The following is a 22,987-nucleotide window of genomic DNA, read 5'->3' as shown; positions in this document are numbered from 1 at the left end:
TCAAAAAATTTACTGGGTATTATTCTCATAACTAATCTCCGTAGAACTAAATATTCAACTTAGGCTTTGCTTTACCATCTATGTTTGTTAGAAGCTAAAGTTTTTTGATGATAAAGTTGCTCAATCCAAATTAAAACTTCTTGCTCATATTAATGACTCTGCTAGAATTTGCCTTACCACAGTTAACGCCGAGTAACTCACCCCAGCAGTACCTTCCCCTGGATGGGTAGAGTCGCCTACAAGCCATAAATGCTCGATCGGTGTACGATTGGCAAAACCGAAAGGACCGAAAGTGGGTATTCTTTGACCGATACCGCCAACAATGCCTTTATCTCTCGCTGTGTAATGGGCAAAAGTACGAGGAGTTGCTGCTTCTACGTGAACGATCGTTTCTGGTTTTAAGTAGAAGAATTTGGCAAGATGCGCGATCGCATCTCGTGTATAGTGCTGTTTTAAACCTTCGTAATCTTCAGTACGCCACCATTGCTCTGGATCGACAAAAGAAGAAGCAATAATTGTAGCTTGTCCTTCTCGGGCGCGACCATCTCCAGGACGGCTTACGGATACAAATAGGGAATTATTGTCACCAATAGGACCGTTAGAATCGTATAAAAACTGAAGATGGGGAGGACATTCCGAGGGAATAGCACTTTCATCAACACCCAAATACACTACAAATGCACCGGATGAAGGGAGTAATTTTTCCACTCGTTGTTTGTATCCTTTGGGCGCTTTTTCTCCTAACAACTGCACCAGGTTTTGCACTGTCACATTAGCAACAACATGGTCAACGGGTTCTGTCCATACCTCTCCAGTTCTTTGATTGCGAATGACGATATGAGTTGCTTTGCCGTTCTCGACTTTAATATGCTCTACGGTGTGGCGCATGAGCAACTGACCGCCATATCTTTCCAAAGCTTCTACCAAGCGATCGCTCAAAACCTGCATGCTTCCATGAAGATGGTAAAGCCCTTGGGGTTCTTGGGATACACTCAACGCTGTTGCTGCATAAAGTAAAGCTGTCTCTTGAGCATCAACTTGAGAGTACAACTTGAGTTGCAAATCCAAAAAAGTTCTCAATCGGTAGTCATGTCCCAGCCCATATGCAAACAAAGCATCCCCTACAGTAAATAACGTGTAAGGAACGGTTATAAGTGTATCGGGACGTACTGCCTTAGTCAAATTCCACAAATCCCATAAATTACGCGGCGGTAATACTGGATCTCGCCCTTGAAATTTCCAGCTAGCTTTAAACAAAGTAGCCATCAACTGCCAAAACCGTTCGCTACCAGGAAATTGCCGTTGTCGTTCTTCAATCCATTTCGACCGATCGCGCCAAACATTAATTGGCGTTTTCTCACCGGGTAAGTACACCGCACACGCCGGATCGCAGGGTGTTGCTTCTGGTAAGTCAATCTCTAACTCTGAAAAAATGCGGTGGTGAATTCCTCCCGGTTCTAAACCAGCAACCTGAGTTGCTCCCACATCAAAGGTAAATCCTTTGCGTTTGAAGGTCGAAGCACATCCCCCAGGGACAAGGGCTTGATCCAGAATTAAAACACTGTACCCTTTGCGTGCCAATAATGCACCAGCAGTTAGCCCGCCTATTCCGGCTCCGATAACTGCGACACGAGATTTGCTATTGCTCACAATATGACCGGGCATTGATATCTGCTACATATTTCTTAATACTTCTATCATAAACTATAAAATATGTATCAAAAATAGTAGATTTGACGACTAGTAAGATAGAAGAGTACAGGCTCATCTTAAGTAGTCCCAATGACATCAACCCTGCTGAAGTTTCCTCGCCTTAACGCTCCCAAACTGCACCAATTGCCCAACGGTTTAACAATAGTTGCCGAGCAGATGCCAATTGAAGCTGTAAACCTGAGCTTGTGGATTAATGTTGGTTCAGCCATAGAATCTGACGAAATTAATGGTGTGGCTCACTTTCTAGAGCATATGGTGTTTAAGGGAACCGAGCAACTGGTGAGCGGCGAGTTTGAACGCCGAATTGAAGAGCGAGGCGCTGTGACAAACGCCGCTACCAGCCAGGATTACACTCACTACTACATAACCACTGCTCCGAAAGATTTTGCGGAGCTTGCACCACTGCAAATTGATGTGGTACTCAATGCTAGTATACCTGATGCAGCCTTTGAACGAGAGCGATTGGTCGTTTTAGAAGAAATTCGGCGATCCGTAGATAATCCACGTCGTCGCACTTTTCAACGCTCAATGGAGACAGCGTTTGATAAACTACCTTATCGACGTTCAGTCTTGGGACTGGAATCAGTCATTTCGCAACTTCAGCCCCAGCAAATGAGGGATTTTCATAAAACTTGGTATCAGCCAAGATCGATCGCTGCTGTGGCTGTTGGTAATTTGCCTGTGGATGAGTTAATCGCAATTGTTGCTGAAGGATACTCCTCCTATACGGGCGCAAGGCATTGCGCCCCTACACCCCACTCCCCACTCCCTACTCCCTACTCCCTATTGAACCCTGAACCTCCATTTACAGACATTGTTCGTAGAGAATTTGTTGATGAAAGTCTTCAACAAGCACGATTGGCGATCGTTTGGCGGGTTCCAGGGTTAGCTCAACTAGAGCGTACTTATGCGTTAGATGTTTTGGCGGGGATTCTCGGACACGGTTTGACATCAAGACTAGTACAAGATTTACGAGAAGAACGAGGACTGGTTTCTCATATTTCTGTTAGCAATATTACCCAACAGTTACAAGGAACTTTTTATATTTTGGCTCATTGTCCGGTAGAAAATTTACCAGATGTAGAAGTAGGAATCATCCAACATATTCGCCATCTACAATTGGAGATGGTAAAAAAAGCGGAAATTGACCGAATTCGGACAAAAGTTGCTAACAGGTTTATTTTTGGCAATGAAACGCCAAGCGATCGCGCTAATTTATACGGCTATTACCAATCCATGGTAGGTGACTTGGAGCCTGCATTTAATTACCCCAATATCATTCAAACCCTAGATGCAACTGACTTAATGCAAGCTTCCCAAGATTATCTTTCTCCAGATGCTTATGGTGTTGTCGTGCTTAAACCGATAAATTAGGGAGTAGGGAGTAGGGAGTAGGGAGTAGGGATAAGAGTAAAGAAATTACAAACTCTTTCCTAACCTCTAACCCTTAACCCCCATTACCCCTTATCCCCAGAGGGGGCCCCACCTTCCCCATTCCCCACTCCCCACTCCCCACTCCCCATTCTTATGTGGACTGAAATAGATGCTTATATTAGTCAAGCGACAGGCGAACAATTTAAGTCTTCACAGCAACGCTCAATCAGTGGCGGATGCATCAACCAAGGTTATGCAGTCTCTGATGGTAAGCGCACCTACTTTGTTAAGCTCAACCAAGCATTGAAACTTGATATGTTTCAGGCGGAGTCCCTAGGCTTACAGCAAATGTATCAAACAGCAACAATCCGCGTTCCCAAACCAATATGCTCTGGTGTCGCTGGAAACCACAGCTATTTGGTGTTGGAATGGTTGGAAATGAATTCGGGGAATACCAAATCTTGGGAAGAAATGGGACGGAAACTAGCAGCAATGCATAAATCTACCAGTAACCAAGGTTTTGGTTGGGACATGAACAATACTATTGGTTCTACGCCTCAAATTAATACTTGGACAGCAGATTGGTTAGAATTTTATACTCAGCATCGCTTGGGTTATCAATTTCAATTGGCTCGGCGGCGACACGGTCATTTTCCTCAAGAAAAAGAGTTGCTTGAGGCGATTCCTGAGTTATTGGCAAATTATAAACCCCAACCTTCACTCGTACATGGCGATTTGTGGTCTGGGAATGCTGGGTGTACTGTATCGGGAGAACCAGTGATTTTCGATCCAGCAACATATTATGGCGATCGCGAAGTCGATATTGCCATGACGGAACTTTTTGGCGGTTTCCCTGCTGCTTTCTATAAAGGATATAACGAAGTATGGTCTCTAGATAAAGGATACGAGAAGCGAAAAATTTTATACAATTTGTATCACATCCTCAATCATTTCATTTTATTTGGTGGTAGTTACTCGTCCCAAGCCAACCGGATGATAGCTGAAATTTTGAGATAGATTTTCTACAGAAATATAAAAGCGTTAGCACCTAAACACTCTCAGTTTCTGAGGTAAGTAAACCAGACATATTTAAGATGCGATCGCTGAAATGGCAAGACCACAGGATTTGAGTGAGGTACACTACTATATACTGGTTTAAAAACTTGGTTAAGTAACAGGTCAGCACAGGTGTAATGGATATCCTAAGAAATGAATTACGAAACTGCTCGCAAATTCCTGATTGACCAAACGGTAACAAATGAGGATAGCCCAGATGCTCTGTTGACTCGTCTCCAACAGGGAAAGCCTCCAGTACCCGGTCAAATCACCTCAATTTTGCTGGCAATGAAGGTGGTGTTTGAAGGTCTGAAGGATGCCACCATGATGGACAGGGAGATAGTGTATGCCTTGTACCAGTTGGCTATTAAAACTCAACAATTATTTGCAGCAGGGCGTAAAGCGGGGGTTGAATGGCCGCCACTGCTAAAGGAAGATTTGCTGAGAATTGCGATCGCAACTGAAAGTATTTTTTCAGGTGTGTGGCAAAGTTTACATTAAACCTGTGACCAATGACCAGTGACCAGAACTAACGAACTTTTAACTCTGACTCTAACTTATCTAAATCGGATTTCAGTAAAACGGTCATTTGACCTGTAAATGCTTTCCCATCCCTGGGTTGCGCGACTTCTATCCAGTAAGCATAGCGATCGCCTACACGTAACTGTCCCTGCAAAGCTTCTTTGATTGGAGTTTTTGCAAAGCGCGAAGCATTAACTGTACTTTGATTGGGATATTCGTACACAACGCGAGCATTTTTGAAGTCTTGGTAGATTTCTAACCCATAAATGGCTCGTAAAGATTCTTGAAGGCGATCGAATGTCATGCCATTAACAGCATCGAACATTGCAATCCGTTCGTTGCGAATTTTACTACGGTCTCTTGTAAATCCCACTTTCCCAGCTGCTAGCACTGATGCTTGAAAAGAGAATCTTTGAGCAGCTGTGTCGCTCTTTTGTACAAAAAATCGCTCTGCGCTTGATGGGCGGAGTGTGGGATGTGCTTTAATCCAAGCAGCAACATTCTCTGTAGACTGTCCTGGTAAAGCAGAAGCTGTTGAATTAAAGATAATGCCGCAAGAAAACCAGGAAATAAGGGAAAAAGGTAATATTAAAAACTTAGGTAGAGATTTTTGTAGCATTTTTTGTTTGTGACTGACAGGATAGGTAATAATAGTTTTCCCCTTTTCAGTCAAAGGCTTTAACCTCAATGTAAAAAAACACTCAGCCTTATTAAGGATGTCACCGCCTGAGCGGACTCACCAAAAACCAAGGTCTCAATCTCTGGCATGGTGTCAAGGTAGAAATGGAAACACTACATTGATAAGGGACTACCTTTATTATTGTAAAAATTAATATAATCTCTATATTATGAATAATTCTACAACTCTAACAAATTCTGATACAAAGTACCGTCGGCGTGAAAATGACTGGCGGTTATTTTTGCGTTTAGTACCTTATGCCCGTCGTCATGGAAAATTGCTAGCGCTGTCAATGCTGTTACTCGTACCTATAGCCCTCAGCAACGCTTTGCAACCCCTGCTTATCGGACAGGCAATTTCTCTCATTCGCAATGAACCCAATACCTACGAGTTTTTCAGAAATCGCCCTATGTTACAGGGGCTACAGATTATCGAAGTTGTGCTACTGATAACAGTAGCTATCAGACTGACATTAACTGGTTTTCAGGGTTATTTAGTACAGACGGTAGGACAAAAAATCACGGCAGAAATCCGAAAAGACTTATTCCATCACGTAACATCTTTAGCAGTGCGTTTTTTTGATCGGACGCCTGTAGGTAAAATTATTACCAGACTCACCAGCGATGTGGAAGTGTTGGGAGATGTATTTGCGACTGGCGCAATTGGCATTGTGTCAGATTTATTTTCCATGCTTGTGATTATTAGTTTTATGTTTTCTATCAATTGGCAGCTTGCTTTGTTGCTACTGTTGATGCTCGTACCAGTATCAGGAGTCATTATTTATTTTCAGCAGCAATACCGGAAAGCCAATTACAAAACAAGGGAAGAAATTTCGGCACTGAATTCTCAGCTACAAGAAAATATTATTGGTATCAATGTCGTGCAACTGTTTCGGCGGGAAAAATTTAACGCAGAGTTGTTTCGCTCGACAAACAACCGTTACATTCGTGAAGTTGATAACAGTATCTTTTTCGATTCTGCTGTTTCAGCAACACTTGAATGGACTGCGTTGATTGCCATTGGGGTGGTTTTATGGGTAGGAAGTTATTTGCTATTACAGCAAAACTTGACTTTCGGGATTTTATCTGCTTTTATATTGTATGCCGAACGGTTGTTCCAACCCCTACAACAATTTGCTGAAAAATTTACTGTCATTCAAGCTGGTTTTACTGCAGTTGAACGTGTCAGCGAAGTTTTGAATGAACCGATAGAAATTCGCGATCGCGCAAATCCCAGATTTTCTATTTTAGATTCCAGATTGGGGTACATTGACGAAATCACAGATCAACTTGCATTTCCTAATTTGCAACCTAAACTAGGAGAAATCCGCTTTGAACATGTTTGGTTTGCCTACAAAGATGATGAATACGTCATCAAAGATTTAGACTTCACCATCAATCCTGGAGAAAAAATTGCATTGGTAGGTCCGACAGGTGCGGGGAAAAGTTCCATCATTCGTCTTTTATGTCGTCTTTACGAACCTAGTAAAGGGCGTATTTTTGTGGACGGTGTAGATATTCGAGAAGTACCCCAAGCAGATCTGCGACGTTACATGGCAGTCATTTTGCAAGATGGCTTTTTATTTGCTGGTGATGTTAAGAGCAACATTAGCTTGGGAGACAGTTACAGTGTTGAGGAAATTCAGCAAGCAGCAGAAAAGACAAACGTAGCCTCGTTTATTGAGCAATTGCCTCAAGGATATGATACCCAACTGCGAGAACGAGGCACCAATCTTTCAAGTGGTCAAAAACAACTCTTAGCTTTTGCCCGTGCAGCAATTCGCAGTCCAGAAGTTTTGGTTTTAGACGAAGCCACTGCGAGTTTAGATGTGGTCACAGAAGCTTTAGTTCAGGAAGCGCTACACAAGCTTTTGTCAGGACGTACCGCCATTATCATTGCTCACCGCCTGTCTACCATCCGCAATGTGGATCGGATTTTTGTACTGAAGCAAGGAGAACTCATAGAACAAGGAAGCCATGAAGAGTTACTGCGTCAAGGAGGAATGTACGCAACTCTCCATAATTTGCAAATGTTGGGAAGTTGAGTTAGTTAATAGTTAGTGGTTAGTGGTTAGTGGTTGACAACTAACAACTAACAACCAACAACTAACAACTAACAACCAACAACCAACCCTTTTGGAGAAAAATCAATGTGGCTGTTTGCCGTCTTCATCTGTTTCTGTTGGATGGTGTCTTTATGTTTGCACGAGTTTGGTCATGCAGTAGTGGCATATTGGGGTGGAGATACTTCAGTCAAGGAAAAGGGATATCTCACCCTTAATCCTCTCAAATATACCGATCCGGGTTTAAGCTTAGTCATGCCACTCTTTTTTCTCCTTCTTGGTGGTATTGCTCTCCCAGGCGGTGCAGTTTACATTAACCACCATCGATTACGCAATCGTTGGTGGCAAAGTGCTGTTTCGGCGGCGGGTCCCATTGCCAATATGTTTGTTGTGGTATTACTATCGCTGCCTTTTCTCTCGGGTTGGCATACTCAATTATTACAAAATGACAGCAGGTCTTTGTTTTATCTAATGACCTGTTTGGCTTATGTTATTGTCCTGAATGTCTATGTTGTTTTTATTAATTTATTGCCTATTCCCTCTCTTGATGGTTATGGCATTATTGAACCTTGGTTACCCCGTAACATTCAAGTTGAACTAAACAGAGTAGGCAAGTATGGTATTTGGATTTTGATTGGATTGCTATGGTTCGCCCGTCCGTTTAATAAGTTTTTATGGGATATCACACATAAAATTAGTGGATTGCTTGGTGTTGCGCCAGATTTGGCATCGGAAGGAGGGGCAATATTTAGCCAATATTCCTTTTTTATTATCTTAGGATTAATCTTTATATTATGGCTATTTCGAGATAAGAAAAAAGATTTATATCACAAAGGGAAACAATTTCTTTCTAACAATCGGTATCAAGAGGCAGTCGCAGCTTTTGATAAAGCTATTGAAAAGGAATCCAAGGACTTTGATTCTTGGTTTTTGCGTGGATATGCACTGTACTGTATGCAAAAATATGAAGAAGCGCTCAATTCTTACGATAAAGCAGCAGCAATCCAACCCGACAATGCGAATGTTAGGTATTACCAAGGAATTGTGTTCAAGGATTTAGGAAAGATAGAAGAAGCTTTGGCTGTCTATACCGAAGCAGTGCAACTCAACCCAGATTTTCCAGAAGCTTTAAGTAATAGAGGTTATATTTTAACAGATTTAAAACGCTATGAAGAAGCGCTTGCTGATTTTGACATGGCAATCCAATATCAGAAAACCTATGCAGATGCTTGGGTAGGTAAAGGTGATGTGTTAGTCAAATTGCATCGCTATGAACAAGCCGTTAGCGCTTATGAGCAAGCAACAAAATTGCAACCAAATTCTTCAGCTTGGATGAGCAAAGTCAGAGTCTTAGAAAATAAATTACAGCAGTACGAAAAGGTTCTGGCTGTCTATAACGAAAAAATTAAGTACCAACCAGAAGATGCAAATATCTGGTATCGTCGCGGATTGATTTTAGAAAAATTGCAACGTCAAGATGAGGCTTTGGCTTCATTTGAGCAAACTATAATCTGCTACGATCGCTTGCTAAAACGCCAACCAAAAGACGCTAACACGTGGTATGAAAAAGGGGTTTTGTTGGAAAAACTGCAACGGGATAAAGAGGCGCTATCTGCTTATGGTAAGGTGGTTGAAATTGAACCAGATTTTTATCAAGCTTGGTATAACCAAGGCATGATTTTAGAAAAATTACAGCATTATGAAGAAGCGATCGCAGCTTATGATAAGGTTATTGACATCAGACCAGATGATTGCAATTCATGGTTTCAGAAGGGGCGGGCTTTAGTGTTACAACAGCAGTATGAAGCTGCACTTGAGTCCTTCAACAAGGCAATTGCAATTTATTCGGAATTTTATAATTTTTGGTTTTGGCGCGGCGCTGTACTTGAGAAATTACAACAGTATGAAGATGCACTTTTAGCTTACGAGCAATCCATTGAACTGAAATCTGACTATCCCTGCGCTTGGGGGGGTTTTGGTATTGCTTTAATGAATTTACAACGCTACGAGGAAGCTCACGCAGCTTTTGATAAAGCTATTCAACTAAAATCTGACCTCTATGATGTTTGGTATAACAAAGCTTGTTGTTATGCTTTAGAGGGTAATGTACCACTGGTAATTCAAAACCTACAACAAGCTATCAATCTCAATTCAGAAGAAGTTCTCAATGAGGCTAAAACCGATCCAATATTTGATGCGATTCGGGAACATCCACTTTTCAAAGCTTTAGAAATTTAATGTCTTAGTAAGAATTAAATAGTTAGTGGTACAGATGTGTTGTTTGAAGCACCTCTACAACCACTAACCACTAACCACTAACCACTAACTACTTACTACAAGTTGCAAGCTTAGTAGAAGCAAGCCAGAGACTATCAACTGCATAGTTGACAACAACTGTTTCTTGTGGAGAGCTACAAGAAGTTTTAATTTTTACAGCTTTGGTTTCATCTTTTACAAGCTTAGCTTGATAACAGCACACAGAGCCATCTGGTTTTTCAAAAGTTATCTCACCCAGCACCATTTTTCCCTCTGAATATTGCTGGATAATTTTACCTGTTACTTTGTAGTCAAACCAATCCCATCCGTGACGCAAGATGAGTTCTCTCTCTAAAACCTGAATTGCATTTGGTAGAATTCCCCAGCCTCGGTAGACTTTTGTCAAGGAATTAATATCACCACTACGTGTCAAAATTGACTTAAATGATTCTTGATCTAAACCACCATAGTATCTTCCTTCAGGGAAGTCTATAGCTGTTGGTGCAAACCGATGTCCGCCAATGTGGCTGGATTTCCAGATTCGAGTGTTGTCCAATCCCAAGCTAAAAACGGAGGTTGTTGCATGAAAGTAAAAAGGATTTCCATATCGAGCACAACAGCGATCGCGATTCCCATGGGTACAGATTAGTATATCTCTAGTTGTACTTGTTTCTACTTCATAATCGATACTGCCGCTCAGCAAATTTTTGATAACAGTTGCAACTTGTTCAATATTTGTCAAACAAAATTCTTGCTTGTGATACCCATTGCTCAGCCCCTCCTTTTTTTGGTAAATCAGAAGGGTTGTTTGTTCAATTTTATGTGATGAGTTATTGCTAATTAAAAGAAACGAAATTGGCAGCTTCTGTCGTTTTATATCCTTAATCAACATCTGTAAACTCTCAGGAATCCATCTGGAATCTACTGCTTCTGGTGACCAAGGAGGAGGACATTCAACCAATATATAAGTTTGGTAATTGCTAGCACTACCAATAAGATCTTCTCCCACTTCTCGTGAATTATCAGAACAAAAGAAAGTATTCATCTACCTCTACTAGTTAATGTGTTTTAACGGACTAAGGATATTAGTATTTGCTTTGAAATTGGAAGTTTTTTACGGTTAAATTGAAATATTTTAAACAGAGAGATTGCAAAAAATACCCATATTCTTCCTGAACAGGACTTACGCACGCTCTACGAATTCTTGGCGCTCTTGGCGTCTTGGCGGTTCGATAAATCAAGGTTTCTAGCAATTTTTGCGTAAGTCCTGCTGAAAAACAAGTTGTCGAGTGTCAAAAATAGCTTTTTTTGTACAATTTTCTTTAAGAAATTGTTTGAGAAAAAATGGTTTTAGTCTGTCTGTTAATAGGTACATATTGCTAAATATTCTCAATTGTGTGACAAAAAAAAGAAAACACTAACTTTTATTAGTTAGCTGGTTACCTAGCTAACTATCGCACTTCCTATGCTTAATACTAAATAATAGCAACTACTGACCGTTAATGTCAGTTTCTTCAGCATTAGCATTTAATGCCTGAAGAGGTACTTCTACTTAGCGGTTTCAGGATAATTGACTTAATTTTAAGGCAAAACCTTTTGCCTTCTGACTGGTGTTAGGCAGATATTGCAATATCCTGAGACATACTTTGTCTGAGACACTCTCAGTCATTTTTTCACACCATCTAACTGTCTGAAAATGATCTCAACAGTCAGAGCAGTGGTTCTGCTACGACTCTAACTGAAGTTAATAACAAAAGCAAGTATTTGCTAATTTTTCTAATCTTTACTTAAGTTTTAAATGGAATCGTACAAGTTAATCTAATATGAACTGGCATTGATTAGCTGAAAAGCCCACTGAAAGCGAGTTTTATTATTTGGATATAATATATTCAATATTCTCTGCTTGGATAAAAAAGCTAAGACTCTCGGTCAGTGGCTGGCTCTCTAGGTTGGTAACCCAGTAATTTTAAAATAATGACTTTAAATTGCTTATGGCTGTAGCTTCTTTCCGCTTTTATGCAGAGTTAAATGATTTCTTGTCCACCCAGAAAAGGGAGGTTAGCATAGAACATTCCTTCACCGAACGAGCCTCGATAAAAGATATGATTGAAGCTTTAGGTGTCCCTCATCCAGAAGTGGACTGTATTGAAGTGAATGGTATGTATGTAGATTTTTCCTACATAGTCCAAAATGGAGATACAATTAGTGTCTATCCAATTTCTGCTAAAGGTTCCACTGTATCCAACATTTCAACAAGACCTCAACTCCCAACTGTTATTCGGTTTGTTTTAGATATTCATTTAGGTAAATTGGCAACATATTTACGCTTATTGGGCTTTGATACTTTGTACCGCAACGATTACGCAGACGAAGAACTAGCTCAGATCTCCAGTACCCAAGAACGGATTTTGTTAACTCGCGATTGCGGTTTGTTGATGAGACGCATTGTGTTACATGGATATTACGTGAGAAACACCGATCCACAGCAGCAAATTGTGGAAGTGATGCAACGCTTTAACTTGTATCAATTAGTATCGCCCTTTCAAAGATGTTTGCGCTGTAATGGGTTGCTTGAACCTGTCCCAAAGGAAGCGATTGTTGACCAATTGCCAGAAAGCATTCGTTTGTACGTTAACGAATTTTATCGCTGTCAAAACTGCAAACAGGTGTACTGGAAAGGGTCTCATTATGAAAAATTGCAACAGTTTATTGATTCAGTTATTCATAATCGTTAGTGGTTAGTTGTTAATTGCCAACCACTAACCACTAACCACTATCCACTATCCAATATCCACTATCCATGACATTAATCTTAGCCCTTGATTTTGGTGGTACAAAGCTAGCAGCAGCGACTGTTAATGCAGGCTCTCAAGAATGGTTGGGTTATGAACGCCGCTTGTCACCTACAAATACCAATGCTGATACCGATTTGAAGATTATGCGATCGCTCATTGCTTCGGTGCTACAAGGGAAAAAACCGGATGCGATCAGTGTTAGCTTTGGGGGACCAGTGGATGCAACAACTGGGATAGTGCGGTTGTCTCATCATGTCCCTGGATGGGAGGCTATACCTTTAAGGACGTTGTTAGAGGAAGAATTTGGCGTTCCGTGTAGTGTGGATAATGATGCTAATGTTGCGGCTTTGGGCGAGTATCGCTTTGGTGCGGGTCAGGGATACGATAGCTTGTTTTATATGACTGTCAGTACTGGTGTGGGCGGTGGTTGGATAATTAAAGGTCAGCCCTGGTGGGGTGCGGAAGGGATGGCTGGTGAAATTGGACACATGGTTGTAGATCCTTCTGGACCAGTTTGTTTGTGTGGGAAGCGGGGGTGTGTGGAAAGGTTGGCGTCGGGACCTTATATGGCGCAGGATGCAAGGGAGGCTTTGTTGAATGAACCGCAGAGTCGCAGAGGACGCAGAGGAGAGATTTTGAGGGAGTTGGTGGGAGATAATTTGGAGTTGATTACGGGGAAGGTGGTAAGTGAGGCGGCGACGGCTGGGGATGAATTGGCTGGGGAACTTTTGTATAGGGCTAGTTGGGCTTTGGGTATAGGGATTGGGAATGTGGCGAATTTGATGAATCCGCAGCGATTTGTGTTGGGTGGTGGTGTGACGAAAGCTGGGGAGAATTTTTGGGCTGTTTTGCAAAAGGTGGCGCGGGAGACTGCTTTACCAGAGGTAAATTTTGAGATTGTTCCGGCTGTGCTAGGGGATGATGCGCCTTTATGGGGGGCTGTGGCGCTTGCTATGGTGGGGTTGTAAACTCCCTAGATCCCCGACTTCTCTAAGAAGTCGGGGATCTGAATGAAGCGTCTTGGAAAATGCAATAAGCTGATTTAAAGGTAGATATTACTGAAGTTCATCAGGAATTTTAACCGTGATTTGCATAGAGTATTCTAGCTATAGCAGTAGTTTTATTCTATTTTAATGATGTCGCCTTGCTTAGTAATATATAACTCAGAATCAGTTGACTTCACGACCTACAGGTTCTCCACTATCAATTTCACCATGTAAATTATCCGTTGTTACCCGTGATAGTAGCTCATCTAAGTTATGTACTTTGTCACGAAAGCGAGGTAAGCTACTCGTGATACTTTGCAATGCCAAGGATTGTACTGATTGACCAGTTAACTCAGACAGGTGATTTAACTCTTCAAATAGTGATTCTGGAATTTCCAATGTTAGCTTCTGGGTAAACATCTTTAACTTGCTTTGATTATTGCTATCTCCTTAATTATAGGAAGCAGTGTGGATAAATGATGCTAATGTTGCAAAATCATTTACAATTATATGATATGAATTAAGCTCGCTCATGCTGCAATCGATTGAAGGATGCCAAAATCCGAACATCCTTGGATGAAATTTGCCGGAATGTATAAAGATAATTCTCTTTTTGATGAGGTAGTATTAAATATCGAAGCTTACCGGCGCGAACTTGATACAGAAATGGGTACAGAGGATAAGATTTAATGAGTTTGTGGATACTAGATACAGATACTCTTACACTTTTTCAAAAACAACATTCTCTGGTGAAACAGCGTGTAAATAATGTAAAAACAGAGGCAATTGCTATAACTGTGATTACAGTTGAAGAACAAATGCGTGGTTGGTTGGACCTAACTTTAATCCTTCTTCAGTAATTGTTTAAGCAGATTTGGTGCTACCCAAAAGCCAGCTTCTTGTAGTCTTTCAAAAGTAGTTGTTAAATCTAGCAGCCCAAAGCTAGCAGCATCCTTCAAAATACCCAACAGTCCAATAATTTTTAAACCTCTTTCCATAGCTATGTGTCTTGCTGCTTTGTCATCTAAAATGACCAATTCAGCTTTGATTTGCTCTGCTAATAAAATTGCTTCTCGTTCACCAGGGTCAAGTTTTTCCAATCCTAAAATTTTGCGTGCTTCCACAGTCTGAATTTGTAGCCAATCAGGAGGATTAGCAATCCAATTCCGGACAACAGGCGGTGACTCAGGAGCATTTAGCTCATCAGCTACAACTTGGGGAATTATGACTACACAGTAGAGTTCTTTCAATATGTTGATATGGTCGATTAGCAACAAGTAACAAATTGGTGAAGTGTCAGAGACAATAATCATTTCACTCTGAACTCTTTAAGGGTTTGAATATCTTTTTCTAATTCAGTCTCATCATAATTAAGATAAACACCCATCCGTTTCAAGAAGGCATGGGTTTTTAAACGAGACCCTAACTGGAGTATTTGTCGGACTTCAGATGTACTAATTTCCCTGCAACGGTAAGCATCTGCGACAATCACTTCTAACAGCCGACGAGAAAGACCGCCCCGTGCTTGGTCTAATCGCTTGGCAATTTCATCAGGAATTTCAACCGTGATTTGCATAGAGTATTCCAGCGATAGCAATAGTTTTATTCTAGCGCTCTAAAATCTTGCTGAGTAAGTACATCTGATAACCGACCTGCAGGAAGAGGGGATGCAGGCAATGTCAATGTGTGTGGGTTCGCGCATGAACCCACAAACAGAAAGACATATATCAGCAGCATCTAGTCAAGGTAAGTTATTAGTTAGATAAGATGCTTCACCCAGCCTTCTTACAACTAATTTGTCTGGTCAGCTTTGTTGAAAAGAAAACAGGTAAAAATTTTTATGACCACTGATTTAACATCAAAAGTTTCCCCAGATTTTCTGAGCGTGCTTTCTGAAGCAGTTGCTTTCTATCAAGGACAAACAAACCAACGTCCTTCTGCTGAATCCGTTGTCGATGCATTGCTACAAGCAGAAAAAACTGCCAAACAACAAAGACTGACTTATGCATTTGAACTGCTTTTAGGTAAATGGCGGCTGTGTTTTACCACTGGAACAAAGAAATTGAGAAAGCGAGGAGGAATTGTTTTGGGTAAAGGCTTTTATATGCCTAAGTTAACTCCAGCCCATATTTCCTTTAGTGCGGCTTCTCAAGAAGACAGCAATTTAGGCAAAGGAGCAATTACTAATTCCGTTCAATTAAGTCCAATATTCTTAAAATTTGAGGGATTGGCGCAGTACTTAGGAAAAAAGAACCTGCTTGCATTTGATTTCACTCGCGTGCAACTGCAACTGTTTGGTCGAACCATTTACAGTGGAAATGTAAGAGGTGGTAAAGTTCAGGCTGAAAATTTTTACAACCAACCCATTGCTAAACTACCCTTTTTCGCCTTCTTCTTAGTTACAGAAAACTTCATTGCAGCCCGTGGTCGTGGAGGTGGGTTAGCACTTTGGATTCGCGAACAGTAAAAAAACACTCCCAATACTACTCGGTTAACGATAGTCAAGGTGCCAGAACCCCGGTTTCTTGAAGAAACCGGGGTTCTAATTTTCGCTTATCCGAGCAGTATTGCAAACACTCCTACCTATAATAAATGCTGGTGAAGTTCACTTAATCTAGCCCGCGCAGGCGGGCTTTATTTGTATAGCCCTACACTTCTAGTGTAGGAGCGATCGCGATCGTGTGGTTCATAAAGGTAAGCCATATCAGGACCTAATGGTATAATACCGCCCGGATTGAGGGGAAAAAGATTGCCGTAGTAATCCTGCTTTACACTTTCAACATCACAAGTGTCAGCAACACCAGGAAGTTGATACAAGTCACGCAGGTAAGCGCTGAGATTTTGGTAGTCTTTAATTCTTCTACGATTGCACTTAAAAAGACCGTAGTATACACTATCAAAACGAAATAGTGTAGTGAACAGACGGACATCTGCCAATGTTACAGTATTTCCACACAAGTATCGATTTGAACTAAGCACATCCTCAATTTTATCTAAAGTTGTAAAGAGTTCATTGCAAACTTTATCGTAAGCCTCCTGAGTTTGAGCAAAACCGCAACGATAGACACCATTATTAACACTTGTATAAATCAAATCATTCCAGTCATCAATTTTCTGTTTGAGTTCCTTTGGGTACAAATCTAAAGTCGGATTTTGTGCAAACTCGTTGAACTCCGAGTTCAGCATGACGATCACTTCTGCACTCTCATTGTTAACGATGGTTTTAGTCTGGTTATCCCATAAAACTGGAACCGTACACCGTCCAGTATAACCCGCTTCAGCTAGCTGGTACAGTTCAGCAAGCGTGCGACAACCAACATAATCCTGGTTAAAGATCCAACCCCCTTCTATTGGAGAAGGAGAAACAACAGTCACTTGTAGAATTTTTTCCAGCCCTTTGAGTGCTCGAACAACAAGAGTACGGTGCGCCCAAGGACAACCCATTCCTACTATCAAGCTGTAGCGATTTGCTACAGCTTGGTATTGACTGTCAACCTCTATGCGAACAAACTTCCGGAAATAACTGCTTGGACGAATGTATTCTCCTGAGGTGTTGCGGGGAGCAAGCTTTGACATCATCATATGCCAGAGAGTGACCCAAACAAACTTCCCTAGCTTAATTATGAGCTTTGGTGGAAGTGACTTTCTTTTGTTATTAGTCCTCTCTACTTTCATCGCGATCGCCCCCAAACATACAAATTTCAACAGAAATAGTTTCGTGCATAGCGTTTGAGACCCGCTGACCCTGAACCTACCCTGGACATGACAATCTCAGCCAGCTACAATTTTACCTACAAATTCCGAAAATATTTAAACTATCGAGAAAAAACCATGGCTGAACTAAAACTAAGCTCAAAATATCCAGACTCTCTCAGACAAATTATTCAGAGTGCTTTGTCAGAAAGATTACATAGTATTGAAGCTGGGATTAAACAAACAGAAGCACGTCTTCAGGAATTTGAAGCCAAGTATCAATTAGCTACTGAAGAATTCATCATCCGCTTTAATAATGATGAATTCCCCCACAGTTTTGACTTTGATGAATGGATAGGGGAATCTCGAATGTTGGTACATTTACGAAAGACAAAAGAAGCCATAGAGGAGGTTAAGTTTGTTAATTGAACTTTATGTCCAAGAAATTCATAATTTAATTCAATCCTTTGAAATGGTAAAATTATTTAATTTAGAATACGAAAAAAGAGGACTATATGAAGGTTTTATCCGAGGAATTATTCACTTCAAAGATGATTCCTTACTGCATTTCCGAGAATTTCTCTATCTTGAAATCACTATAGATAGAAAAATGTATAGTTATCAATACATGGATGCTGAGAATAATTTAATTTTTCGCTACGACAACACCGAACATCATCGAAAACTAAATCTTCCTACCTTTCCTCATCATAAACACGATGGCAGAGAGGATAACGTAGTTAGCTCAGATGCTCCTTTTTTAGCTGATGTACTTAAGGAAATAGAGAAAATACAAGCATAAGTACGAGCGCTCTTAGGGCAAGCTGTACCCGGCTTATCGCGAGCTAACATATAGAAATCATAAATGATTTGTGAAAAATGGGGCAATGGGTATCATTTCAAGAAGAAAAACTGTTTTTTTGCCAGTCTATAATAGAGTTACCGTTTTATAGACTCAATTATTTGTTACATCTACTTAGATAACACTTAAGACACTCTCATGTATATTCTGTAATAAAAATTAATATTATAGTATGCTTTGCTGCCTAAACCCTGAGTGCTCTCAGCCTATAAATCCAGATGGAACAAAGTTCTGCGTCAATTGCGGAGCAGAATTGGTGTCTCTACTGAGAAATCGTTATCGCGTTATTAAGCCATTGGGAGGGGGCGGATTTGCTCGTACTTATCTTGCAGAGGATATAGATAAGCTGGATGAGCATTGTGTGGTCAAACAACTAGCACCACAAGTTCAAGGTAGCTGGTCACTGAAAAAAGCAACAGAGTTATTTCAGCAAGAAGCAAAACGGTTGCAACATTTGGGAGAGCATCCTCAAATTCCTCACCTATATGCCTATTTCAAGCAAGATGACTACTTGTACTTAGTGCAGCAGTTTATCAACGGGCAAAATCTGTTGGAAGAGTTAAAGCAGCAGGGGGTGTTTGACGAAGTAAAAATCCGAGGTTTTTTATATGATTTGTTACCAGTTGTAGCAGCAGTACATCAGCAACAGGTGATTCACCGAGATATCAAACCAGAAAATATCCTTCGCAGGGAAAGTGATGGTAGATTGGTGCTGATTGATTTTGGGGTAGCAAAGCAGAAGACAATTACAACAACCACAAACCATCAACCGGGAACATATATTGGTTCTTTTGGTTATGCACCGCTTGAGCAAATGCAAAAGGGTGAGGCTTATCCAGCTAGCGATCTTTATAGCTTAGGAGGTACCTGCTTTCATCTGTTAACTAATGCTCATCCCATAGACCTATGGTTGAGAGAGGGTTATGGCTGGGTTTCTAGATGGCGACAATACGTACAACAACCCATCAGTCAGGAATTAGCGCATATTCTGGATAAGTTGTTGCAAGTTCATCACCAAGAGCGTTATCAATCAGCAAAGGCTGTTTTACAAGATTTAAATTTTAACCTACTACCACAACAATATTCTTCCACATCACAAGTCAGCTCATTTTCAACAATACTATCACGGCACCAGCCCTCAACAATCCCCTCATACACTCAACCACCAGACCCATCTTTGCCTCTCAAGAAACTATTGCCATCAGCAGTTATTGCTGGAGCGGGAAGCTCATTTTTGGCTCTGATCCTTCTGAGTTTTTTAGAAACAGTTTGGATGAGTTCTGGAATCTGGTTGCTACTTTTGGCAGCTATTATCTTTTTTCAAGCTCTCTCAATTTCAGAAAAGACCTATTTATTTATTGTTTCTGCAATTACAACGTTATTTATTTTCTTTGTTTACCAAAGCCTGTCGGTTCCCAATCTTATCCTATCTGGTCTAAATGGACTGGGAGTTTTTGTACTGCTAGTTCTTCTTGCTGGATTATTATCTTTTGCTCTTATCAATTTGTCACAGCTTTTAAATAAATTGATTTCTAATTATTTTTAAACTAAATATATGAAAAACCCTCTTTCCTACTCCCCATTTTATTTTAGTTTAGGTTTATTATATGAATGAGAAAGAAAACATCAGGCTGCTTGCTTCTTTTTTGATAGCTGGTGCGCTAATAGCAGGTATTTTGTGGTCATTGGGTAGATTTGTTAGTCCAAAACAAACGAACAATCAATTACCAGATTCAGGCTCGATAAATGCATCCTCAAATGACAACATGAGTTTGGGTGAGGAAATTTTTATTACTAAGAACAAGTCTACTGAGAAAGCAGAAGGGAGTAAAGCCTTCGCTAAAGGCGATTTTGCAACTGCTGTCAAGCAATTTACTGCATCTCTAAACAAAAATCGTAACGACCCTGAGACATTAATTTATTTGAATAACGCTAACGCCGAATTAAATAAAAGTAATACAAAACCCATCAAAGTTGGTGTAATTTTGACGCTAGGAACAGTAGACCAAGCAGAAGAGACTTTACGCGGGTTAGCTCAAGCTCAAGATGCACTCAATAACAGCCGTGACAAAATTAATGGGGCTTGGTTGCAACTTCAAATTGCTGCCATTTCAAATTTTAGAGACACTCAGGCTATTGAAAATATAAATCGTCAGTTGATTGACGATCCAAATATTTTAGCCTTAGTAGGGTTTGCTCGCGATCCATCAATTTATAACGATCGCCAGTTGGTGATGGTTTCAACTGGCAATTTAAATTCCAGACAATCATTTCAGGGGCAAAACTATGTATTTTACGCGACTCCCAGTCCTGATACTTTTAGTGATAAGCTAGCTGAATATATAGTTAAAAGAACTGGCATAAAAAATATTGCTATTTGTAAAGATTCATCAGCACAACAAACACAGGACAGATCGAGAGAGCCAAGTGTCAGTAGAGAGACCCTCATAAAGCTACACCAAGACTCTATTAAAAGTAGTAAGTATGAAGGTAAAGTCACTGATACAAATTGTGATTTTGGTGACAGTACTCCGATAAGTGATATTTTAAGACGAGCCAAAACAGATGGAGCGGAAGGCTTGCTGTTATTCCCTAGTTACCGCTCAATTAACAATCCAAATTCAAAGTTTTTCGAGTTCATACGAGAAAATAAAAAACAAGGGGAACTACCACTGTTCGGTTCTCAAAATATGTACAACAGCAGAATGTTGAAGTATGGAAGAGAGAACCTAAACAAAATGGTTTTAGCGGTACCTTGGCATCGGGATGCAAATCCAGACAATCCCTTCTCCACAGAAGCTTCCCGTCTCTGGGGTGGCGAAGTTAGCCCGCGCACTGCGATCGTGTATGACGCACTTCAAGCAATTATTACTGGCTTGAGAAAAGACAGTACTCGTGAGGGATTACAAAAAACACTGTCTCAACCTAACTTCGTAGCTTTTGGTGCAGCAGGAAGAATTAAGTTTTCACCAGATGGTGTTCGCGATCGCGAGGGAGGAGTTTTTCTAGTCAGAGTTGAACCCTGTACTTCAGGTAGGGGTTGTGACCCCAACGCTCAACTCCGTTTTGATTTGATAAAAAATTAGGGGGTTGCTGAATAACAGTATGAATTCCCCTCATCCCCAACCCTTCTCCCCTTGGGAGAAGGGAGCTAGAATTCTTGTCCCCTCTCCCTTTGGGAGAGGGCTAGGGTGAGGGTAAATCTTAAAGGTTTAACTAGGTTCATACCTTGATTCAACAACGCCAAAATTAGTTGTTGGTTGTTAGTTGTTAGTAGCTATTAACCACTAACGATACCAGTGAATTCAAATGCGTCCACAACTGCAGATCGGTAAAATCTGGAATTGTCATAAATGCCCCAATTGCTAAGAGAACCTTCGGATCGTGAGTAGAAGTCACACCAATAGTAGGGATATTAGCACCAACAGCAGAACGAATTCCAGAGGGTGAGTCTTCAAGAGCAATAGCTTGTTCTGCTGTGATACCTAACAGATCCAGCGAGACTTGGTAAGGTGCAGGGTCTGGTTTGCCTGCTATGCAATCTTCTCCTAAGACAACTGTATCAAAGACGAACTGAATATCCAAAACTTCTAACATAAATTGTACGTTGAGTTTTGGCGCATTCGTGACTAAAGCACGTTTGAGTTTATGTGTATCTGTCCATGCGATGAGTTCTGCAAATCCATTCATGGGTTTTAGAATTTCTCTGGCTTTTTGCCGGAAACGTTCCTCTTTTTCGTCTGCAAACCTTGCACTTTCTTTCGATGATAATTGTGGTAGCAAGTCTTCGATAATTTGTGGATTTGTCCGCCCGCTTATTCGGGATTTATAAAATGTTTCGTCAATGTCCATACCATAATCTGTAAGCATTTCCCGCCACGCTTGGTAGTGTATCGGGTCAGTATTGGCAATAGTTCCATCTAGGTCAAAAAGAATTGCTGCCAGCATGGTTTTTACCGTGTAAACTCTTGTAAAGTTTCTTTAAATAGTTTACACTCTTTTTTCCAGCTTTGTTATTTAACACCATTTATTGAGAAGAAAAAACTATAATTAATCATCAAATTCTGACAACCTATGGTAGATACGAGTAGGGGATGTCCGGTAAGTATACCCTTACTCGTTTCCTTTTCTTGAGTTAAAGTCCAAGATTTTCTGTATAGTCCAATGCCAACCGCAAAAAAATCTTTTCGTGTCGATGCTTTACAAGTGCAGGTTTACAACTCTGAAGTCGAACTGGCGCAGGATGTTGCAGAAATAACACAACAGTATTTACAAAACATCCTCCTAGAGAAAGAAACGGCTGCTTTGTTATTAGCAACAGGGAACTCTCAACTTAAATTTCTTGATGCTTTGATAGCGAATGGTGGGATAGATTGGTCGCGAATTATCTTGTTTCATTTAGATGAATACTTGGGTATTTCATCTGACCATTCTGCTAGTTTCCGCTACTATTTACAAGAACGTGTTGAAAATCGAGTGAATCCTAAAATATTTCACTATATTGAAGGTGATACCATGCAACCTTTGATAGAGTGCGATCGCTACACCAAATTACTGCAAGCACAACCCATAGACTTGTGCTGTCTTGGTGTTGGTGAAAACGGACATCTTGCTTTTAACGATCCTGCAGTCGCTGATTTTCAAGATTCTTACGCCGTAAAACTTGTGAAGCTAGATGATGTAAACCGCCAACAACAAGTCAATACGGGTTATTTCTCAAAATTAGAAGCTGTCCCTCAGTACGCTTTTACCGTAACTATCCCGTTGATTTGTTCTGCTCAAAAAATTATCTGTCTTGCACAAGGAAAACGCAAAGAGAAAATCGTGCAACGGATGTTGTATGGTGATGTGACACATGATTGTCCTGCTTCTATTCTTCGCACGTGCAATCGAGCAACATTATTTTTGGATGTAGATTCTGATGCTTTAGGAGCATCCCACGGGCGGCGCACCACCCGCGACGACTGAAAGAAACACTCTTTCCCCTAC

At 40.7% G+C, this 22,987-nt stretch carries 23 protein-coding genes; 15 read left to right on the top strand and 8 right to left on the bottom strand.

Annotated features, from left to right (window positions below):
- Positions 1-144: 144 nt before the first annotated feature.
- A complete protein-coding gene (gene crtD / locus WA1_RS45465; protein WP_017744186.1) occupies positions 145-1,665 on the bottom strand; it encodes a C-3',4' desaturase CrtD in 1,521 nt (506 codons plus the stop codon).
- 117 nt (positions 1,666-1,782) lie between these two features.
- Here crtD and WA1_RS45460 point away from each other — a divergent pair, with 117 nt between their 5' ends.
- From WA1_RS45460 to WA1_RS45450, 3 genes are all read left to right on the top strand, one after another.
- Positions 1,783-3,087 carry a M16 family metallopeptidase gene (locus tag WA1_RS45460; RefSeq protein WP_017744185.1) on the top strand — a complete coding sequence of 435 codons (1,305 nt, stop codon included), beginning with the start codon at positions 1,783-1,785 and terminating at the stop codon, positions 3,085-3,087.
- 153 nt (positions 3,088-3,240) lie between these two features.
- The gene (locus WA1_RS45455; RefSeq protein WP_017744184.1) at positions 3,241-4,104 is read left to right on the top strand and encodes a fructosamine kinase family protein; all 864 of its coding nucleotides are present in this window, start codon (positions 3,241-3,243) and stop codon (positions 4,102-4,104) included.
- Positions 4,105-4,296: 192 nt separating this feature from the next.
- On the top strand, positions 4,297-4,644 hold the full coding sequence (locus tag WA1_RS45450) for a hypothetical protein (RefSeq protein ID WP_017744183.1): 348 nt from the start codon (positions 4,297-4,299) through the stop codon (positions 4,642-4,644).
- 28 nt (positions 4,645-4,672) lie between these two features.
- On the opposite strand, the gene WA1_RS45445 is transcribed toward WA1_RS45450, so the two are convergent.
- Positions 4,673-5,284, bottom strand: coding sequence for a hypothetical protein (locus WA1_RS45445; protein ID WP_017744182.1), 612 nt, complete (start codon positions 5,282-5,284; stop codon positions 4,673-4,675).
- Between the two features lie 229 nt (positions 5,285-5,513).
- Here WA1_RS45445 and WA1_RS45440 point away from each other — a divergent pair, with 229 nt between their 5' ends.
- Complete coding sequence (locus tag WA1_RS45440) at positions 5,514-7,388, top strand: ABC transporter ATP-binding protein (protein WP_017744181.1); 1,875 nt, start codon at positions 5,514-5,516, stop codon at positions 7,386-7,388.
- 105 nt (positions 7,389-7,493) lie between these two features.
- Positions 7,494-9,644 (top strand): tetratricopeptide repeat protein, encoded by a 2,151-nt coding sequence (locus WA1_RS45435; protein WP_017744180.1) that lies wholly within the window; start codon positions 7,494-7,496, stop codon positions 9,642-9,644.
- 88 nt (positions 9,645-9,732) lie between these two features.
- Here the strand turns inward: WA1_RS45435 and WA1_RS45430 are convergent, their stop codons facing one another.
- The gene (locus tag WA1_RS45430) at positions 9,733-10,707 is read right to left on the bottom strand and encodes a sucrase ferredoxin (protein ID WP_017744179.1); all 975 of its coding nucleotides are present in this window, start codon (positions 10,705-10,707) and stop codon (positions 9,733-9,735) included.
- A 946-nt stretch (positions 10,708-11,653) separates the two neighbouring features.
- On the opposite strand from WA1_RS45430, the gene WA1_RS45425 reads away from it, so the two are divergent.
- Positions 11,654-12,397 carry a Mut7-C RNAse domain-containing protein gene (locus WA1_RS45425; protein ID WP_017744177.1) on the top strand — a complete coding sequence of 248 codons (744 nt, stop codon included), beginning with the start codon at positions 11,654-11,656 and terminating at the stop codon, positions 12,395-12,397.
- Positions 12,398-12,462: 65 nt separating this feature from the next.
- Entirely contained in the window at positions 12,463-13,425 is a 963-nt protein-coding gene (locus WA1_RS45420; protein WP_017744176.1) for an ROK family protein, read from the top strand.
- A 201-nt stretch (positions 13,426-13,626) separates the two neighbouring features.
- Here WA1_RS45420 and WA1_RS45415 read toward each other — a convergent pair whose 3' ends face one another.
- Positions 13,627-13,863 carry an AbrB/MazE/SpoVT family DNA-binding domain-containing protein gene (locus WA1_RS45415; protein WP_017744175.1) on the bottom strand — a complete coding sequence of 79 codons (237 nt, stop codon included), beginning with the start codon at positions 13,861-13,863 and terminating at the stop codon, positions 13,627-13,629.
- 132 nt (positions 13,864-13,995) lie between these two features.
- Here WA1_RS45415 and WA1_RS57780 point away from each other — a divergent pair, with 132 nt between their 5' ends.
- Complete coding sequence (locus WA1_RS57780) at positions 13,996-14,133, top strand: hypothetical protein (protein ID WP_017744174.1); 138 nt, start codon at positions 13,996-13,998, stop codon at positions 14,131-14,133.
- Entirely contained in the window at positions 14,133-14,303 is a 171-nt protein-coding gene (locus WA1_RS60980; protein ID WP_017744173.1) for a PIN domain-containing protein, read from the top strand. Before WA1_RS57780 ends, WA1_RS60980 begins: the two co-directional genes overlap by 1 nt.
- On the opposite strand, the gene WA1_RS45410 is transcribed toward WA1_RS60980, so the two are convergent.
- Together WA1_RS45410 and WA1_RS45405 are read right to left on the bottom strand one after the other, a co-directional pair.
- Positions 14,286-14,756 (bottom strand): PIN domain-containing protein, encoded by a 471-nt coding sequence (locus WA1_RS45410; protein ID WP_017744172.1) that lies wholly within the window; start codon positions 14,754-14,756, stop codon positions 14,286-14,288. The genes WA1_RS60980 and WA1_RS45410 overlap by 18 nt on opposite strands.
- Positions 14,753-15,019: a UPF0175 family protein gene (locus WA1_RS45405; RefSeq protein WP_017744171.1), complete on the bottom strand. Its 267-nt coding sequence runs from the start codon at positions 15,017-15,019 to the stop codon at positions 14,753-14,755. The genes WA1_RS45410 and WA1_RS45405 overlap by 4 nt, the downstream gene beginning before the upstream one ends.
- A gap of 264 nt (positions 15,020-15,283) precedes the next feature.
- On the opposite strand from WA1_RS45405, the gene WA1_RS45400 reads away from it, so the two are divergent.
- Positions 15,284-15,910 carry a hypothetical protein gene (locus tag WA1_RS45400; protein ID WP_017744170.1) on the top strand — a complete coding sequence of 209 codons (627 nt, stop codon included), beginning with the start codon at positions 15,284-15,286 and terminating at the stop codon, positions 15,908-15,910.
- 167 nt (positions 15,911-16,077) lie between these two features.
- Here WA1_RS45400 and WA1_RS45395 read toward each other — a convergent pair whose 3' ends face one another.
- Positions 16,078-17,118 (bottom strand): glutathione S-transferase family protein, encoded by a 1,041-nt coding sequence (locus WA1_RS45395; RefSeq protein WP_026134731.1) that lies wholly within the window; start codon positions 17,116-17,118, stop codon positions 16,078-16,080.
- A 156-nt stretch (positions 17,119-17,274) separates the two neighbouring features.
- Between WA1_RS45395 and WA1_RS45390 the strand changes: the two genes are divergently transcribed.
- From WA1_RS45390 to WA1_RS45375, 4 genes are all read left to right on the top strand, one after another.
- A complete protein-coding gene (locus WA1_RS45390; protein WP_026134730.1) occupies positions 17,275-17,565 on the top strand; it encodes a hypothetical protein in 291 nt (96 codons plus the stop codon).
- Positions 17,555-17,938, top strand: a complete 384-nt coding sequence (locus WA1_RS45385) for a toxin-antitoxin system TumE family protein (protein ID WP_017744167.1) — start codon at positions 17,555-17,557, stop codon at positions 17,936-17,938. Before WA1_RS45390 ends, WA1_RS45385 begins: the two co-directional genes overlap by 11 nt.
- Before the next feature lie 232 nt (positions 17,939-18,170).
- Positions 18,171-19,544 carry a serine/threonine-protein kinase gene (locus WA1_RS62010; protein WP_026134729.1) on the top strand — a complete coding sequence of 458 codons (1,374 nt, stop codon included), beginning with the start codon at positions 18,171-18,173 and terminating at the stop codon, positions 19,542-19,544.
- Between the two features lie 61 nt (positions 19,545-19,605).
- Complete coding sequence (locus WA1_RS45375; protein WP_017744165.1) at positions 19,606-21,084, top strand: ABC transporter substrate-binding protein; 1,479 nt, start codon at positions 19,606-19,608, stop codon at positions 21,082-21,084.
- A 184-nt stretch (positions 21,085-21,268) separates the two neighbouring features.
- Here WA1_RS45375 and WA1_RS45370 read toward each other — a convergent pair whose 3' ends face one another.
- On the bottom strand, positions 21,269-21,946 hold the full coding sequence (locus WA1_RS45370; protein ID WP_017744164.1) for an HAD family hydrolase: 678 nt from the start codon (positions 21,944-21,946) through the stop codon (positions 21,269-21,271).
- Between the two features lie 216 nt (positions 21,947-22,162).
- On the opposite strand from WA1_RS45370, the gene WA1_RS45365 reads away from it, so the two are divergent.
- Entirely contained in the window at positions 22,163-22,966 is an 804-nt protein-coding gene (locus WA1_RS45365; RefSeq protein WP_017744163.1) for a glucosamine-6-phosphate deaminase, read from the top strand.
- Positions 22,967-22,987 lie beyond the last annotated feature (21 nt).

The sequence above is a fragment of the Scytonema hofmannii PCC 7110 genome, assembly GCF_000346485.2.
Classification (GTDB): domain Bacteria; phylum Cyanobacteriota; class Cyanobacteriia; order Cyanobacteriales; family Nostocaceae; genus Scytonema; species Scytonema hofmannii.
This window is presented reverse-complemented; position numbering and strand designations above follow the sequence as displayed.

Bases quoted from the DNA above. Each gene is read 5' to 3' on its own strand.
- crtD (WP_017744186.1), bottom strand. From the start codon at position 1,665: ATGCCCGGTCATATTGTGAGCAATAGCAAATCTCGTGTCGCAGTTATC.
- WA1_RS45460 (WP_017744185.1), top strand. From the start codon at position 1,783: ATGACATCAACCCTGCTGAAGTTTCCTCGCCTTAACGCTCCCAAACTG.
- WA1_RS45455 (WP_017744184.1), top strand. From the start codon at position 3,241: ATGTGGACTGAAATAGATGCTTATATTAGTCAAGCGACAGGCGAACAA.
- WA1_RS45450 (WP_017744183.1), top strand. From the start codon at position 4,297: ATGAATTACGAAACTGCTCGCAAATTCCTGATTGACCAAACGGTAACA.
- WA1_RS45445 (WP_017744182.1), bottom strand. From the start codon at position 5,284: ATGCTACAAAAATCTCTACCTAAGTTTTTAATATTACCTTTTTCCCTT.
- WA1_RS45440 (WP_017744181.1), top strand. From the start codon at position 5,514: ATGAATAATTCTACAACTCTAACAAATTCTGATACAAAGTACCGTCGG.
- WA1_RS45435 (WP_017744180.1), top strand. From the start codon at position 7,494: ATGTGGCTGTTTGCCGTCTTCATCTGTTTCTGTTGGATGGTGTCTTTA.
- WA1_RS45430 (WP_017744179.1), bottom strand. From the start codon at position 10,707: ATGAATACTTTCTTTTGTTCTGATAATTCACGAGAAGTGGGAGAAGAT.
- WA1_RS45425 (WP_017744177.1), top strand. From the start codon at position 11,654: ATGGCTGTAGCTTCTTTCCGCTTTTATGCAGAGTTAAATGATTTCTTG.
- WA1_RS45420 (WP_017744176.1), top strand. From the start codon at position 12,463: ATGACATTAATCTTAGCCCTTGATTTTGGTGGTACAAAGCTAGCAGCA.
- WA1_RS45415 (WP_017744175.1), bottom strand. From the start codon at position 13,863: ATGTTTACCCAGAAGCTAACATTGGAAATTCCAGAATCACTATTTGAA.
- WA1_RS57780 (WP_017744174.1), top strand. From the start codon at position 13,996: ATGCCAAAATCCGAACATCCTTGGATGAAATTTGCCGGAATGTATAAA.
- WA1_RS60980 (WP_017744173.1), top strand. From the start codon at position 14,133: ATGAGTTTGTGGATACTAGATACAGATACTCTTACACTTTTTCAAAAA.
- WA1_RS45410 (WP_017744172.1), bottom strand. From the start codon at position 14,756: ATGATTATTGTCTCTGACACTTCACCAATTTGTTACTTGTTGCTAATC.
- WA1_RS45405 (WP_017744171.1), bottom strand. From the start codon at position 15,019: ATGCAAATCACGGTTGAAATTCCTGATGAAATTGCCAAGCGATTAGAC.
- WA1_RS45400 (WP_017744170.1), top strand. From the start codon at position 15,284: ATGACCACTGATTTAACATCAAAAGTTTCCCCAGATTTTCTGAGCGTG.
- WA1_RS45395 (WP_026134731.1), bottom strand. From the start codon at position 17,118: ATGAAAGTAGAGAGGACTAATAACAAAAGAAAGTCACTTCCACCAAAG.
- WA1_RS45390 (WP_026134730.1), top strand. From the start codon at position 17,275: ATGGCTGAACTAAAACTAAGCTCAAAATATCCAGACTCTCTCAGACAA.
- WA1_RS62010 (WP_026134729.1), top strand. From the start codon at position 18,171: ATGCTTTGCTGCCTAAACCCTGAGTGCTCTCAGCCTATAAATCCAGAT.
- WA1_RS45375 (WP_017744165.1), top strand. From the start codon at position 19,606: ATGAATGAGAAAGAAAACATCAGGCTGCTTGCTTCTTTTTTGATAGCT.
- WA1_RS45370 (WP_017744164.1), bottom strand. From the start codon at position 21,946: ATGCTGGCAGCAATTCTTTTTGACCTAGATGGAACTATTGCCAATACT.
- WA1_RS45365 (WP_017744163.1), top strand. From the start codon at position 22,163: ATGCCAACCGCAAAAAAATCTTTTCGTGTCGATGCTTTACAAGTGCAG.